This window comes from Actinomyces sp. B33 (assembly GCF_028437565.1).
In the GTDB taxonomy this organism is placed as follows: domain Bacteria; phylum Actinomycetota; class Actinomycetes; order Actinomycetales; family Actinomycetaceae; genus Pauljensenia.
On sequence record NZ_JAMRYR010000001.1, the window covers coordinates 191990 to 206296 of the forward strand.

Sequence of the window (14307 nt, forward strand, 5' to 3'; positions counted from 1 at the left end):
GTGAACCGATCTCCCCCGGTCTCGACGGCAGCGTCGCGGGCGCGGCGGCGCGCCGCCCACCCGAACCGGTCCTCCCCAGCGCCAGCGACCCCTCAGAGCGCCCAGATCAGCGGGATCATGAGGATCTTGACGACGATCGAGAAGGCGAAGAGGGTCGCGTACGCGGCCTCGATGCGCTCGTCGGGGACGCGCGCATCCGCGGCCTGCAGGACCGCGGGCTGACCGAGGAACCCGGCGACCCCGCCGGCGGTGCGCGGCGCCGACAAGCCCATCACGCGGCCGGCGACCGCCTGGGCGCAGCAGCAGGCCGCGACGACGACGACGGCGAGGACCCCCGCCCGCCACCCCTGGGGCGACGCCAGGAGCGAGGAGAGATCCGGGCCCGCGTTGAGGCCCAGCGCCGCGAGGAACAGCATGAGGCCGATCTGGCGGATCGTCAGGTTCGCCGCCCCCGGCAGGGTCCACACGACCGGGCCGGTGCGGCGCAGCGCCCCGAGGACCATGCCGACGCCGAAGGCCATCGCATCGACCTCGGCGACCCGCTTCTGCGAGTCCCCCAACCACGTCTGGATCGCGTCGAGCTCCCCCGTCGGCACGACGACCGCGGCGTGGTCGCCGAGCTGAAGGGCGAGGTCGTCGCGCGCCAGGAGGTCGAGGTCGCCGCGGCGCACCCGGGTGATGACGGCCCCGAAGCGGGCGGCGATGTTGAGCTCGGAGACGGTGCGCCCGGCGACATCCGGGTTCGACACGACGATCCGCTCGAAGGCGACATCGGTTCGATCGTCCTCCAGGTGGCGGTCGACGACCTCGCCGATGAGCGGCGCCGCCTGGGAGAGATTGACGGGGTCGCCGACGAGGAGGACGAGGTCGCCCTCGTGGAGGTCCTCGCCGGGGACGACGACGCGGGTGCGCCCGTCGCGGCGCAGATAGGACATGCGGATCCTCTGCTCGCGCCACGGGACGATCTCGCGCGTGCAGACCGTTTCTCGGACCCGGACCGTCGCCGTGTCCAGCCCCGCGCCGGCCAGCGACGGGGTGTCGCGGGCGCCCGTCCACCGGCGGGAGACGACGACGGTGACGACGACGATGCCGATGACCACGCCGATCGGGTAGCCGAAGGCATATCCGACGGCCGCAGAGGGATCCCCGGTGACGCGGGTGGCGGCATCGAGGGCGGGGGCGGCGGTCAGCGCCCCGGTGAACACCCCCATGGTCAGGCCCTTGCTCAGGCCCAGGAGGGGGCCGAGGACGATGGCGATGATCGCCCCCAGGAGGCACACGAGGGCGCACGAGACGAGCAGGCCCGCCTGCTTGCGCAGGTCGGCGGCGAATGTCGACCCCGCGGAGACGCCGACGGTGTAGACGAAGAAAGCGAGGCCGATCTGCTGGACGATCCCCATCCCCTCGCCGGCGCCGGGGCTCCAGGCGGACACCGCGAGGCCGACGAAGAGGGCCCCCGCCGCCCCGAAGCGCAGAGGACCGAAACGGATGCCGCCGAGGACGGCGCCGAGGCCGACGACGAAGAAGAGCGTCAACAGGTGGTTGGCGGTGAGCAGGGAGGCCATGCCGTCCAGGGTAGTGAGGGACGAGGCCGGGGCCGGGTCCGCGGATGGGTGGTTCCCGACACGCGGACGGGCCGGGGCGGACGCGGGACCCGACTCCCGGCCGATCCATGTCACGATAGGCCGATGAGCGTCAGGAGGCTGTGATGAATAACCCGATTCCCGGCTGGTACCCCGATCCCGCGGGCTCCGCCCGGTTGCGCTGGTGGGACGGGGCCGCGTGGACGGACCGCCTTATCGATCAGCCCGAGGCAGGAGCCCCCTCGCACGCGGTCGGCGCCTCCCCGGTCGCGCCTCCCGGGCCGCACGCGCCCGCGCACCCGATGGCCGCACCCCCGGGCTCCGCCCAGCAGCCGGGGACGGTCCCCGGTCGACGGCCCGCCGGCCCTCGCGCCTCGAAGCGCCTCATCGCGGGGGTCGTCGCGACATGGATCGTCGTCCTCGTCCTCGCCGTCTCCTCGGTCGTCGTGGCCGTGGGATCGGTGAGGGCCCAGGCCGGCCTCGACGCCGCCCGCAAGGAGCACGCCCGGGCGCAGCAGGAGCTCGAACAGCTGACCGACGAGGTCGACGAGCTCATGGCCGAGTGGGAGGGACTGAAGTGACGACCCCGGACAACCCGTTCTCCCCGCCGCTCGCGGGCGCCCCGACTCCCCCGTCCTCCGGGGGCCCGCGCCCCGCACCGGCCCCCGGCACGATGCCGCCGCCGGGAGCGCAGGGGGGCCCGGGCCGACCAGCGCGCGGGCCCTCCCGCACGGCGATGCGCGTCCTCCTCGGCGTGGGCGCCGGCCTGGCCGTCCTCTGCCTGATCCCGACGGTCCTCTTCGGCATCCGGCTCCCCTCGGCGGCCTCGCAGACCGCCGAGCTGACCGCCCAGGTCGAGACCATCAACGAGGAGATCGCCGACCTCGACTCCCAGAGGACGGAGTACCTCGATAAGATCGCCGCCGCCCAGGCCGACTCGTGGTGCCACGACTTCACCCGCGAGGGCGTCGACGACGCCGCCGCCCAGGCCGCCCGGCTCTCCTTCGCCGACGACGCCGTCCTCTCGGCCGTCGAGAGCGCCTGCCCGGACAAGGTCGCGATCGCCACGGCCTACAACTCGGTGCGGCCCTCGAGCTTCCTCACCGTGACGATCTCCTCGTGCTCGTTCACCTCGCCGACGAACGCCCACTTCGAGGGAACCGTCACCGCCGAGCGCACCCAGGCCCTGTCCGCCTTCCCCTCCATCGACGTGTTCTTCGAACTGGGCTCGTCATCCACATCGTTCGGAGGGGGCTACATCGACTCGATGCGATCGAGCGTCACGGTCCCCACCGACGGGACGGCGACGACGTGGACGGCCGACCTGCCGGTCACCGACTCGACAGCCGGCTACTGCGGCGCCGACGCCATCGGCTGGTGGCCCACCGGGCAGTAACCGCCCCCGCCCGGGCCCTCGGCCGCCGATTCCGCCCCGCCGGGCCTCGACGCCCCCTCCGTCGGCCCCGGAAGGCCGACCGCACCGCCGTCCCCGCGGTCGGCGCCCCCGTCCTCCCCGACCCTGTCGACGCCCGGCGCCCTCCGGAGGGCGCTCGCTATCCTTGACCCATGATCGACGACACCGCCACGCCCGCGTCCATCGCATTGCGGGCCCTTCTTGCGGCCCGGCACGTCGAGTTCAACGGCTTGCTCGCGAAGTACGGGGCGACGAACCCGCTGCTCTTCGGCTCGGTGGCACGGGGAACCGCGCATCCGGACAGCGACATCGACATCCTCGTCGAGATGGATCCGGCTGATGGGAATCTGCTCATGCGCGCCTCCGGCCTCCTGGAGGAGACGCGCGCGCTGCTGGGAACCGAGGCGGTCGACATCTTCCCCGTGCAGCTCCTCAAAGAACCGGTGGCCCAGGCGGCCTTGGAAGAAGCGGTGGCCCTGTGAGCCGGGATCCTCTGGCCCGCGTCACTGACATCCTCCAGGCGATCGAACGATGCAGGGAGCACCTCCGGGCGCTCGACGACGGCGACGGGGACTCGGTCCTGTCCTCCATGGCGACGGATGCCATCGAACGTAATCTTCAGATCATCGGGGAAGCCGTCACGCACCTGCCCGATGCGACGACCTCCCGCCACCCCGAAGTGCCCTGGCCTCGCATCCGCGGCTTTCGGAACATCCTCGTCCACCAGTACTTCGGCGTCGACGCCGCGACCGTTCGAGATGTCATCGACAACCATCTGCCCGTGCTCGAAGAATCCCTGCGCCAGGATCTCCCGGGGGAATGACGCCGCGGCGACGACGGGTCGACCCGACGGCCCTCTCGCGGCTCCTCGACGGCGGCCAGGCGTTCGTCGTCGAGCCTGACCCTTCGACCTCCTCACGGATCGCTCCGGCGCCCCCGGCCGAGTCGCAGCCCTCGCCGCCGCCGTCAAAGCGGAGGCCCTCCTCACCGGGCCTCCCGTGTCGGAATGCATCCCAACCGCTGACGGATCCGGCAGGAGTTAGGATCTGCCCATGACCGACGCCCCCGCCCCGGACGGCGCGCCCGTCGCCGAGACCCCGCCGCCGATCCCCCCGGGAGCGCTCGCCCCCGGCGACTCGGTGCGCGTCGACACGTGGCTGTGGGCCACCCGCCACGTCAAGTCCCGCTCGCAGGCCACCTCCGCGGCCCGCGCCGGGCACGTCAAGGTCAACGGCGAATCCGCCAAGGCCGCGCAGAAGATCCGCGTCGGCGACGAGGTCCGGTTGCGCGTCGACGGCTTCGACCGCGTCCTGCGGGTCGCGGGCCTGCTCGTCAAACGCGTCGGCGCCCCGCAGGCGAGGACCTGCTACGAGGACCTCAGCGAGCCCCGGCCCCGCCTCCTCGTCCCCGCGGTTCCCGTGCGCGACAGGGGCGCGGGCCGCCCCTCGAAGAAGGAGCGCCGCGAACTGGACGCGCTGCGCGGGCGAGATTCGCGCATCCGCTACTGATACTGACGGGCCCGTCCTCGTCGACCAGTCCGCCAGTCGGCCAGCTGTCAGTCGGCGGGGCGCAGGCGCTCTTGGCGCCGGGGGGTGAACAGCACCGCCACGAGCCCCGACAGGATCGGCATCCCCACGAGGAGGCCCCCGAGGGCGCCCCAGGGGACGATCGGGACGAGGGGCGACAGGTCGGGGAAGGTCCCCGAGCGCTCCAGCGCGAGCACGCCGAGCACCCCGGTGACCAGCCCCGACAAGACGGCGAGGGGAATGCAGGTGAGGGACAGGAGCACCCCCTGCGCGCTCGTCACCCAGCGGCGCAGGGCCGGAGCGGCGCCGATCGCGTCGAGGGTATCGAGATCGGGCCTCATGTCCGACGAGGAGAGGACGACGACGAGCGCGACAGTCGCCATCGCGGCGACGACGGCGATGAGGGCCGCGATGTAGGGCACCAGGGCCGAGCCGACCGACGGCTGGACGACGTCGACTGCGGCCGCCGGGACCTCCGCGCTCACGGCGTTCTCGAAGCCCGAGGCCCCGATGACGCCGACGGGGGATTCGAGGGTGAGGAGCCGTCCGAGCGGACGAGCGGGGGCTTTAAGGGTATGCGCCGCCTGGGGGGACAGGACGACGACGTTGAGGGAGTCGAGCAGCGCGGCGGGGAACGAGTCGAAGGCGATGACCTCGGCCCCTGCGACGTCGGGGGATTCGCCGGCTCCGGGATCGACGAGGGGGGCCAGGTCGAGGCTGCGGATCCGCGCCCGGCCGAACGCATCGATGAGATGGGCCTCGGGGACGAGGACGCCCCCCTGCTCGAGGGTCGTCACGGCCTCGACCATGTCGCCGCCGTCGACGAGCCCCGCGGCGACGAGGTAGCTCCCGTCGTCGACGAGGTAGGCGAGGTCCTGCTCGGCCATGGCCGGGGCGCGCATCGAGAGGGTCACGGGCTCGCGCCCCTCGGCGGAGAGGGCCTCGACGGCCACGGGGGCGCCGCTGCCCTGCGAGCCCCACGTCATCCCCCGCATCGTCGCCTCGGAGGTGATCGGGGAGCGCGCAGCGACGGCGAGGGCCGCGCGATCCTGGACGGCGACCATCCGCGCCGGATCCTCCATCGGGTCGACGGCGGCGACGACAACCTGCCCCCGCTGCCCGTGGTGGGCGACGGACCTCCACGCGGCCTCGTTCGACGAGGTCAGGGCGATAAGGAGCGCGGAGGCGACGAAGACGACGGTGAGGATCGACGCCATCGCCGGGAAGGTCCGGTGCCCGTTGCGGACGGCGTCGCGCAGGGCCAGGCGCAGGCTCATCGCCCGGCGCTCCCCACGTCCGCCCCACCGGGTCATGGCGAAGGGCAGGGATCCGATGAGCCCGGCTTCGAGGAGGGCGACGCCGATGCACAGGATCCAGATCCACCCGGTCAGGGCGGCGGCGACGAGGAGCGGCAGGGCGGTCAGGAGGGCCAGGGGGTAGCCGATCTGTCGCTTGACGAGGCGCGAGGGCACCCATGTGCGCCCGGAGATGACGGCGGCCGAGTCGATCGACGACGCCGATCGGGCCGGCGACAGGGAGGCGACGAGGGCGAGGAGGAGGGGGAGCGCCCCGGCCGGGGCCAGCGGCCACACCGGGAGGATCGAGGCCCCGAGCCCGAGGAACGAGCCGATCCCCGCCCTGGCGAGGACGGAGGCGGCGAGGGAGACGATCCCGGCGGCCGCTCCGATGAGGAGCCCGTAGTCGATCATCAGGCGCCTCTGGTCGACGCGGTCGCCGCCGTTGGCGAAAAGGAGGGCGGCGGTGCGCATCGCCGAGCGCTGGGCGACGGTGAACAGCGGGGAGACGAGGAGGACGATCTCCATGAGGACCAGGAGGACGCCGGAGACGAGGAGGAGCCTCTGCCACCCTTGCGCCGGGGCGCCGTCGTCGGGGGGCCCGTAGGCGACGACGGCGTCGGGCAGTTCGTCGGCGCCCGGCGGTTCGGCGAGGACGCCGCGGGAGACGACGACGTAGCCGGAGGCGTTGAGCCGCCGGACGTCCTCCCACCCGATCGGGGTGAGCCCGACGACGAACCAGGACGTGTAGGTCGCCCGGGCGACGGCGGACCGGTCGATGTCGAGGGTCCCGTCGCCGACGACGAGCGTGCGGGCGCGGCCCGGGTGGATGCGGGTGATCGTCGCGCGGCCGCGGATCTCGTCGGGGGTCCCGGAGCCGTCGACGACGAGGGACAGGTCGACGGCGTCTCCGACGCCGACGGCGAGCTGGGAGGCGAGGTCGGCGGTAATGACGGCCTCGCCGGCCCCGATGGCGCCGCTAAGACCTTCGAGGTCGACGCGCGGGGCGTCGAGGCTGCCCGTCTGGATCGCGGTCTCGACGACTGCGGCGGCGGCCCGTGACCGGGAGCGGACCGTCACCCGGTGGAGGACGTCGACGGCGAGGACGGCGTCGGCGACGGGCGCCCAGCGGCGGAGCTCCTCTTCGTCGAGGGGGGCGGCGGCTCCCGTTGCGTCGGAGACGACGGCCTGTCCGGTGGCGTCCTGGGAGACGGGGCGTTCGGACAGCCGCGAGGCGACGGCCTGGACGGAGGGGTCGGATCCGAGCCATCGGGAGGCGACGTAGCGGGGGGATTGGAGGCCGTGCCACAGGAGGATCGAGCTGATGGTCAGGACGATGGGCAGGGCGATGACGATGATCGCGAGGAGGCTCCGCGAGCGGTGGCGCAGGAGGGAGCGCCGGGCGATCTTCAGGGGGATTCGCGCGCGCCGCCAGCGCTCGACGGGGCTTGGGGCCCTCATGGCCGGGTGAGGAGATCGGCGATGGAGTCGTCGCGGGACCGATCGACGATGCGCCCGTCGCGCAGGAAAACGGTGCGGTCCGCCCAGGCGGCGAATCGGGCCTCGTGGGTGACGAGGATACCGGCGGCGCCGGCGTCGATATGGTCGCGCAGGGCGATCATCACCTGCTCGCCGGTGACCGAGTCGAGGGCGCCGGTCGGCTCGTCGGCGAGGATGATCGCCCTGCGGCCGACGAGGGCCCGGGCGATGGCGACGAGCTGCTGCTGGCCTCCGGACAGCTCCTCGGGGAATCGGCCGGCGAGGTCGGCGGCGTGGACCTCGTCGAGGGCGGCGAGGGCGGCGGCGCGGGCGGCCCTGGGGGAGGCCCCGTCGAGTTGGAGGGGCATCTCGGCGTTCTCGACGGCGGACAGGGAGGGGATGAGGTTGTAGTTCTGGAAGACGTAGCCGATGGACCGGCGGCGGATCGTCGCGCGCTCGGCGGGGTCGAGCGCGATGATGTCGACGCCGTCGACCTCGACGCGCCCCTCGGTCGGCACTTCGAGTCCGCCGGCGATGGCCAGCAGACTGGATTTCCCCGACCCGGAGGGCCCCATGACGGCGAGGAGTTCGCCGGGGCGCAGGTCGAGGTCGATCCCGTCGAGGGCGCGGACGGCGGCTCGGCCCGTTCCGTACTCCTGGCCGACGCCGGCGAGACGGAGGGGGGCGACGGGGGTCATTGGGCCGGGGCGCGCTGGGCGGTCGGGGAGGCGTCGGCTGCCCAGGTGACGGCGCGCCCTTTGGCGGCGGCGAAGGCGGCGCGGCGGGAGGCTTCGGAGACGGCTCCGGATTCGATGTAGTCGAGCCAGTTGAGCTCGGCCTCGAGGTCGAAGACGTGCCGTTCGAGGATGAGCTTCCAGGCGAGCTCGGAGTCGTCGGCGCCGGTCTTCAGGCGGGTGACGTCGCGCAGGGCGCCGAGGGTGGAGCGGCGCTGGGTCTGGATGAGCCCGGCGACGTCGACGGTGGGGTCGGCGGCGGCGACGGCGAGTTTCATGACGAGCTCGTCGCGCTCGGGGTGCTCGCGGGCGACGGGGGGTGGCCCACCATTCGTCGAGGGTCCGGCGCCCCAGCGGGGTCAGTTCGAAGACCTCGGAGTCGCGCCCTCCGCTGGACTCGGCGTGGGAGGCGACGTGCCCGTCGCGTTCGAGGCGCTGCATGGTCTGGTAGACCTGCCCGATGTTCAGGGGCCAGGCTCCGCAGGTCTGCTCCTCGAACATCTGCTTGAGACGGTAGACGCCGGCGGGCTGCTGGGCGACGAGGGCGAGGAGCGCGTTGCGCACTGACATGGGGTCTCCGATCGGTGCCGCACGAGGATCGTCGGTGCGGGGGGTGGGCTGGGCTAATCGTAGCGGCGCGGGGCATGGATCCCCAGTCGGCGGACCGCGTCGGTCAATGGTTCACGGCCCGACAGTTCTGTGACGCATGACTCACGCACCGTTCCACGCGTCAGCGCGGGTCGGACGCGAGGGCGAGGGCGCCGTCCCAGGTGCCGCAGCGCTGGCGCACGGTGGCGGTCGACGGGAGGTCGGTCCTCCCGCCGGCCCGGGCCTGACGGACCCATCGGTCGTAGCCGCCGAGGGTCGCCGGGTGCGATCGGGCGCGGGCGTGCTCCAAGTACTCGTTGACGGCCGAGGCGATCCGCTCGGGGCCGAAGCGCCCGGAGCCGCGGGCGCGCCCGAGCCGGGAGACGGGGATCGATCGGGAGGCGAGGGCGTCGGCCCAGCTGCCGGCCCCCAGGCGCACGGCGACGGTGCGCGACGCGGGCGGCCAGACGAGGGCCCCTCGCGAGGAGGAGGCTCCCCAACGCTCGAGGAGGTCGGCGCGGGCGGCGTCGATGCGGGCGGCGGAGACCTCGGGGCAGGAGCCGTTCTCGATGGCGCGGCGCGCGGCGAGGGCGCCGGCGCGGGCGGGGGCGATGCGCTCCTCGTCGAATCCATGGCGCCCGACGAGGGGGGCGAGGGCCTCGTCGATGGCGGCGTCCTCGGACCCGTCGTCGGGGCCGACGGCATCGGGGTAGGCGGTGGAGATCAACAGGAGCAGCCCGATCTCGATCTGCTCGTCGGTGAACGCCGCGGTGCGCGCCTTGGGTGCCATGGGCCCATGCTAGTGCCCGGGGCTGTGAGGTCGCCCGCATCCTTGCGACTGGCAGGGGGCGCAGCGGCCCAGGGACGTAAGCTTTTCAGCAGCCTGAAATTTTATGTCGGAGGGATTGAATGCTCGCCTCACTCGCCTGGCGCCACCTGAGGGCCCGCATCTGGGAGATCCTCGCCGTCGTCGTCCTCCAGACGGCCGCCACCCTCGCCGCGCTCGAACTGCCGAACTACAACGCGCGCATCATCGACGAGGGCGTCGCCGTCGGCGACACCGGCGCCATCTGGCGCCTGGGCGCCCTCATGCTCGGCGTCACCGCCATCCAGATGGTGTGCACCGCCCTGGCCATCTACTTCGGGGCCCGCCTGGCGATGTCCCTGGGAGCCGCCCTGCGCAGCCGGATCTTCACCCGCATCCACCGCTTCAGCGCCCAGGACTTCCACTCCTTCGGCGCCTCCTCCCTCATCACCCGCTCGACGAACGACATCCAGCAGATCCAGACGACGACGATGCTCGCGTTCTCCGTGATGATCGGCGCCCCGATCATGGGGATCGGCGGCATCATCATGGCCGTCCGCCAGAACGCGCGGATGTCCCCCCTCCTCCTCGTCCTCGTCCCCGCCCTCGCCGTCGTCATCCTCATCGTCATGCGCCGCCTGACGCCGCTGTTCACCAGCCAGCAGGAGCGCCTCGACGCGATGAACACCGCCCTGCGCGAAGAACTCACCGGCATCCGCGTGATCCGCGCATTCGTGCGCCAGCCCTTCGTCCGCGCCCGCTACCGCCTCGCCAACGACCGCCTCCGCGAGGTCGCCCTGTCGATCGGCGCCTGGTTCTCCTTCATGTTCCCCGCCATCGGCCTCATCATCTCCGGCGCCACCATCGGCGTCCTCTGGCTCGGCGCCCGCCTCATCGACGCCGGCGACATGCAGGTCGGCTCCCTCATGGCCTTCATCAACTACGTCGGGATGATCTCCCAGGCCGTGATGATGGCCTCGATGATCTTCATCGTCGTCCCCCGCGCCAACGTCGCCGCCCGACGCGTCGCCGCCGTCATCGACCACGAGCCCTCCGTCGCCGACCCCGACGAGCCCCGCCGCCTCGACGGCCCCTGGTCCTTCGCCCTCGACGAGGCCGTCGTGCGCTACCCCGGCGCCGAGGAGCCCGTCCTCGACCGGGTGAGCCTCGACCTCGCCCCCGGCACGACCACCGCGATCATCGGCCCGACGGCCGCCGGCAAGACCACCCTCGTCAACCTCCTGCCCCGGATGATGGACCCGACCTCCGGGGCCGTCACCGCCAACGGCGTCCCCCTGACCGACCTGCCCCTCGACGAGCTCCGATCCCGCATCGCCCTCGTCCCCCAGCACTCCTACCTGTTCTCCGGGACCATCGCGACCACCGTGTCCGGCACCCGCCACCCCGACGACGCCCAGCGCGAGCGCGTCAGGCGCGCCCTCGACGGAGCCCAGGCACTCGACTTCGTCGACGCCCTCGACGACGGGATCGACCACCCGGTCGAGCCCGGCGGCGCGAACTTCTCCGGCGGACAGCGCCAGCGCCTGGCCATCGCCCGCGCCCTCTACCGGCGCGCCGACCTCTACGTCTTCGACGACTCCTTCTCCGCCCTCGACTACGCGACCGACGCCCGCCTGCGCCGCTCCCTGCCCGACTACACCGGGGGCGCCGCCGTCCTCGTCGTCGCCCAGCGGGTCGCCTCGATCCGCCACGCCGACGCGATCTGCGTCCTCGAGGACGGGAGGATCGTCGGACGCGGCACCCACGCCGAGCTCATGACCTCGTGCCCCACCTACCGGGAGATCGTTGCCTCCCAGATGACCGAGGAGGAAGCAGCATGAGTCCCTCTCGCCGCGGCCCCTACGGCGGCGCCATCGGCCCCGTCGAGAAGTCCAAGGACTTCACCGGCTCGATGCGCCGCCTCATCGGCCAACTGCGCCCCGACCACTGGCTCGTCGCCCTCGCCCTCGTCGTCTCCGCCGGATCCATCGCCCTCAACGTCTGGGCGCCCAAAGTCCTCGGGCACGGCACCGACGTCATCTTCTCCGGCGTCATCGGCAAGCTCATCGCCCGCGCCCCCTCGAAGCAGGCCGCCGTCGACGCCCTGCGCGCCTCCGGCCAGGACACCATGGCCGCGATGCTCGACGCCATGGAGGTCGTCCCCGGCCAGGGCATCGACTTCGACGCCCTCGGACGGATCCTCCTCCTGTGCCTGGCGATCTACGCGGGCTCGGCCGTCATCGGCTTCGCCTCCGGCTGGATCCTGCGGATCGCCGTCCAGAACGCCTCGTGGCGCATGCGCGACCGCGTCCAGGACAAGATCGAGCGCCTCCCACTGTCCTACCTCGACGCGCACTCGCGCGGCGACCTGATGTCGCGCGTGAGCAACGACGTCGACAACGTCTCCCAGACCCTCAACCAGACGCTCTCCCAACTGCTCCAAGCGGTCCTCACCGTCGTCGGCATCCTCGCGATGATGCTCACCCTGTCGTGGAGGCTCACCCTCCTGGCGATGATCGTCATCCCCCTGGGCGCCATCGTCGCCGGCGTCCTCATGCGCCGCGCGCAACCCCACTTCCGCCAGCAGTGGAAGTCCACGGGCGAGGTCTCCGACCTCGTCGAGGAGACGATCACCGGGCACGAGGTCCTCGCCCTGTACGGCCTCGAGGAGGACTTCTCCGAGTCCTTCGCCACGTCGAACTCGCAGTTGTACCGGTCGAGCTTCGCCGCCCAGTTCATCTCCACCCTCATCATGCCGATCATGGGGATGATCTCGAACCTGTCGTACGTCGTCGTCGCCGTCGGCGGCGGGATCATGGTCGCCGGCGGATCGATGTCCCTCGGCGGCGTCCAGGCGTTCATCCAGTACTCCCGCCAGTTCACCCAGCCCATCGGCCAGCTCGCCCAGATGGCGACCTCCCTCCAATCGGGGGTCGCCTCGGCCGAGCGCGTCTTCGAGTTCCTCGACGCCGACGAGATGCCCCCCGAGCGGGGGGCCCGCAGCTTCGCCGAGGCCCGCCTCCGCGCCGCCGGCGCCGACCGGGCGGGCGCCGACCCCTCGGCGGCCGCGGGAGGCCCCGACGACGCCCTCGCGCCGACCGAGCAGGTCCGGGGCCGCGTCGTCTTCGACCGCGTCCGCTTCTCCTACGTCGAGGGCTCGCCGGTCATCAACGACCTGTCGCTGAGCGTCGAGCCGGGGCAGATGGTCGCGATCATCGGGCCGACCGGCGCGGGCAAGACCACCCTCGTCAACCTCCTCATGCGCTTCTACGAGCTCGATTCGGGACGGATCACCCTCGACGGCGTCGACATCGCCGACCTCGACGCCGACGTCCTGCGCTCCCACATCGGCATGGTCCTCCAGGACGCCTGGGTCTTCGACGGCACCATCGAGGACAACATCGCCTTCGGCGCGGAGGGGGCCACCCGCGAGGAGGTCGTCGAGGCCGCCCGGCAGACCGCGTCGGACCGCCTGATCCGCCAGCTCCCCCACGGGTACGAGACGCGGGTGTCGGACGAGACCGACTCCGTCTCCCAGGGCGAGCGGCAACTGATGACGATCGCCCGCGCGTTCGTCTCGCGCCCCGACATCCTCATCCTCGACGAGGCGACCTCCTCCGTGGACACGCGCACCGAGGTCCTCGTCCAACAAGCGATGGACCGCCTGCGCCAGGGGCGCACCGCGTTCGTCATCGCCCACCGCCTCTCGACGATCCGCGACGCGGACGTCATCATGGTGATGGACCACGGCGACGTCGTCGAGACGGGCCGGCACGAGGACCTCCTCGAGCGCGGCGGCGCGTACGCGCGCCTGTACAACTCCCAGTTCGCCGGCCCCGCCTCCTGACCGCCCTCGCGCGGCAGGACCCGACGCCTGCCCCCCGCACGAGTCCGCGCCCACCGCGCGACCGGCGCGGCGGCTCCGAGCGGAGCGATCCCCGCCCCGCCCCCGACCGCCCTCCCCCGACGGGGGCCCGCGGCACGGGACTCCCCCGCCCCGCCCCGGCCGCCCAGAGGAATCGGTCCGCGCGCACTAGCCTGGAGCCATGACGATCCCCTCGCCCCCGCTGCCCACCGGCGCGCCGATCCCCCAGCTCGGCTTCGGCACGTACAAAGTCGTCGACGGCGTCTACGAGGCGGTGCGCAGCGCCCTCGACCTCGGCTACCGGCACATCGACACCGCCCAGATGTACGGCAACGAGGCCGAGGTCGGCCGCGCCATCGCGGACTCGGGCATCGCCCGCGAGGACCTGTTCCTCACGTCGAAGCTCAACAACGGCAACCACGAGCCCGGCCCCGCCCGCGCCTCCTTCGATCAGACCCTCGACGACCTGCGCACCGACTACGTCGACCTGTTCCTCGTCCACTGGCCGCTGCCGATGCACTACGACGGCGACGTCGCCAGGCCCTGGCCGGTCCTCGAGGAGTTCCACGACCAGGGGCGGGCCCGCGCGATCGGCCTGTCGAACTACGAGCCCCACCACGTGCGGGCCGTCCTCGACATCGCCCGGGTCGCCCCCCACGTCCTCCAGTCCGAGGCCCACCCGTTCTTCTCCAACTCCTCGGTCCGCGCGTTCGCCGCCGCCCATTCGATGGTGTTCGAGGCGTGGTCGCCCCTGGCGCGCGGGAGGGCCGCATCCGACCCCGTGCTCGCCGGGATCGGCCGGGCCCACGGGGCCTCCGGCACCCAGGTCGCCCTGAGGTGGGCGCTCGACCGGGGCGACGTCGTCTTCCCGAAGTCGGTGTCCCCCGAACGCCAGGAAGCCAACCTCGACGTGTTCTCCTTCGCGTTGACGGCCGAGGAGACGGCCCTCATCAACGCGCTCGACGAGGGAGAGGCGGGCCGCACCGGCTCGCACCCGAACGTCCTCGACCGGCTGTGA

Annotated in this window: 13 protein-coding genes and 1 pseudogene; 8 read left to right on the forward strand and 6 right to left on the reverse strand. The window is 72.7% G+C overall.

Features of this window, described 5'->3' with window-relative positions:
- Positions 1-92: 92 nt before the first annotated feature.
- On the reverse strand, positions 93-1565 hold the full coding sequence (locus M3T53_RS00885) for a TrkA C-terminal domain-containing protein (protein ID WP_272432547.1): 1473 nt from the start codon (positions 1563-1565) through the stop codon (positions 93-95).
- A gap of 143 nt (positions 1566-1708) precedes the next feature.
- Here M3T53_RS00885 and M3T53_RS00890 point away from each other — a divergent pair, with 143 nt between their 5' ends.
- The 5 genes from M3T53_RS00890 (at position 1709) to M3T53_RS00910 (ending at position 4505) form a co-directional block, all read left to right on the forward strand.
- Positions 1709-2164, forward strand: a complete 456-nt coding sequence (locus M3T53_RS00890) for a DUF2510 domain-containing protein (protein WP_272432548.1) — start codon at positions 1709-1711, stop codon at positions 2162-2164.
- A complete protein-coding gene (locus tag M3T53_RS00895; RefSeq protein ID WP_272432549.1) occupies positions 2161-2979 on the forward strand; it encodes a hypothetical protein in 819 nt (272 codons plus the stop codon). The genes M3T53_RS00890 and M3T53_RS00895 overlap by 4 nt, the downstream gene beginning before the upstream one ends.
- Before the next feature lie 170 nt (positions 2980-3149).
- A complete protein-coding gene (locus M3T53_RS00900) occupies positions 3150-3479 on the forward strand; it encodes a nucleotidyltransferase family protein (protein ID WP_272432552.1) in 330 nt (109 codons plus the stop codon).
- Positions 3476-3820: a HepT-like ribonuclease domain-containing protein gene (locus M3T53_RS00905; RefSeq protein ID WP_272432553.1), complete on the forward strand. Its 345-nt coding sequence runs from the start codon at positions 3476-3478 to the stop codon at positions 3818-3820. The genes M3T53_RS00900 and M3T53_RS00905 overlap by 4 nt, the downstream gene beginning before the upstream one ends.
- A 229-nt stretch (positions 3821-4049) precedes the next feature.
- A complete protein-coding gene (locus M3T53_RS00910; protein ID WP_272432554.1) occupies positions 4050-4505 on the forward strand; it encodes an RNA-binding S4 domain-containing protein in 456 nt (151 codons plus the stop codon).
- Between the two features lie 47 nt (positions 4506-4552).
- On the opposite strand, the gene M3T53_RS00915 is transcribed toward M3T53_RS00910, so the two are convergent.
- The 5 genes and pseudogenes from M3T53_RS00915 to M3T53_RS00935 form a co-directional block, all read right to left on the reverse strand.
- Positions 4553-7279: an ABC transporter permease gene (locus tag M3T53_RS00915; RefSeq protein ID WP_272432555.1), complete on the reverse strand. Its 2727-nt coding sequence runs from the start codon at positions 7277-7279 to the stop codon at positions 4553-4555.
- Positions 7276-7995: an ABC transporter ATP-binding protein gene (locus tag M3T53_RS00920; protein ID WP_272432863.1), complete on the reverse strand. Its 720-nt coding sequence runs from the start codon at positions 7993-7995 to the stop codon at positions 7276-7278. Before M3T53_RS00920 ends, M3T53_RS00915 begins: the two co-directional genes overlap by 4 nt.
- Positions 7992-8309 (reverse strand): hypothetical protein, encoded by a 318-nt coding sequence (locus tag M3T53_RS09835; protein ID WP_272432864.1) that lies wholly within the window; start codon positions 8307-8309, stop codon positions 7992-7994. The genes M3T53_RS00920 and M3T53_RS09835 overlap by 4 nt, the downstream gene beginning before the upstream one ends.
- A gap of 115 nt (positions 8310-8424) precedes the next feature.
- Positions 8425-8601 (reverse strand): annotated as a pseudogene (locus tag M3T53_RS09840) (PadR family transcriptional regulator); the annotation flags it as partial.
- A gap of 160 nt (positions 8602-8761) precedes the next feature.
- Positions 8762-9409: a hypothetical protein gene (locus M3T53_RS00935; protein ID WP_272432556.1), complete on the reverse strand. Its 648-nt coding sequence runs from the start codon at positions 9407-9409 to the stop codon at positions 8762-8764.
- A 119-nt stretch (positions 9410-9528) separates the two neighbouring features.
- Between M3T53_RS00935 and M3T53_RS00940 the strand changes: the two genes are divergently transcribed.
- The 3 genes from M3T53_RS00940 (at position 9529) to M3T53_RS00950 (ending at position 14307) form a co-directional block, all read left to right on the forward strand.
- Entirely contained in the window at positions 9529-11265 is a 1737-nt protein-coding gene (locus tag M3T53_RS00940) for an ABC transporter ATP-binding protein (protein ID WP_272432557.1), read from the forward strand.
- Positions 11262-13271 carry an ABC transporter ATP-binding protein gene (locus tag M3T53_RS00945; RefSeq protein ID WP_272432558.1) on the forward strand — a complete coding sequence of 670 codons (2010 nt, stop codon included), beginning with the start codon at positions 11262-11264 and terminating at the stop codon, positions 13269-13271. Before M3T53_RS00940 ends, M3T53_RS00945 begins: the two co-directional genes overlap by 4 nt.
- 199 nt (positions 13272-13470) lie before the next feature.
- Positions 13471-14307 carry an aldo/keto reductase gene (locus M3T53_RS00950; protein ID WP_272432560.1) on the forward strand — a complete coding sequence of 279 codons (837 nt, stop codon included), beginning with the start codon at positions 13471-13473 and terminating at the stop codon, positions 14305-14307.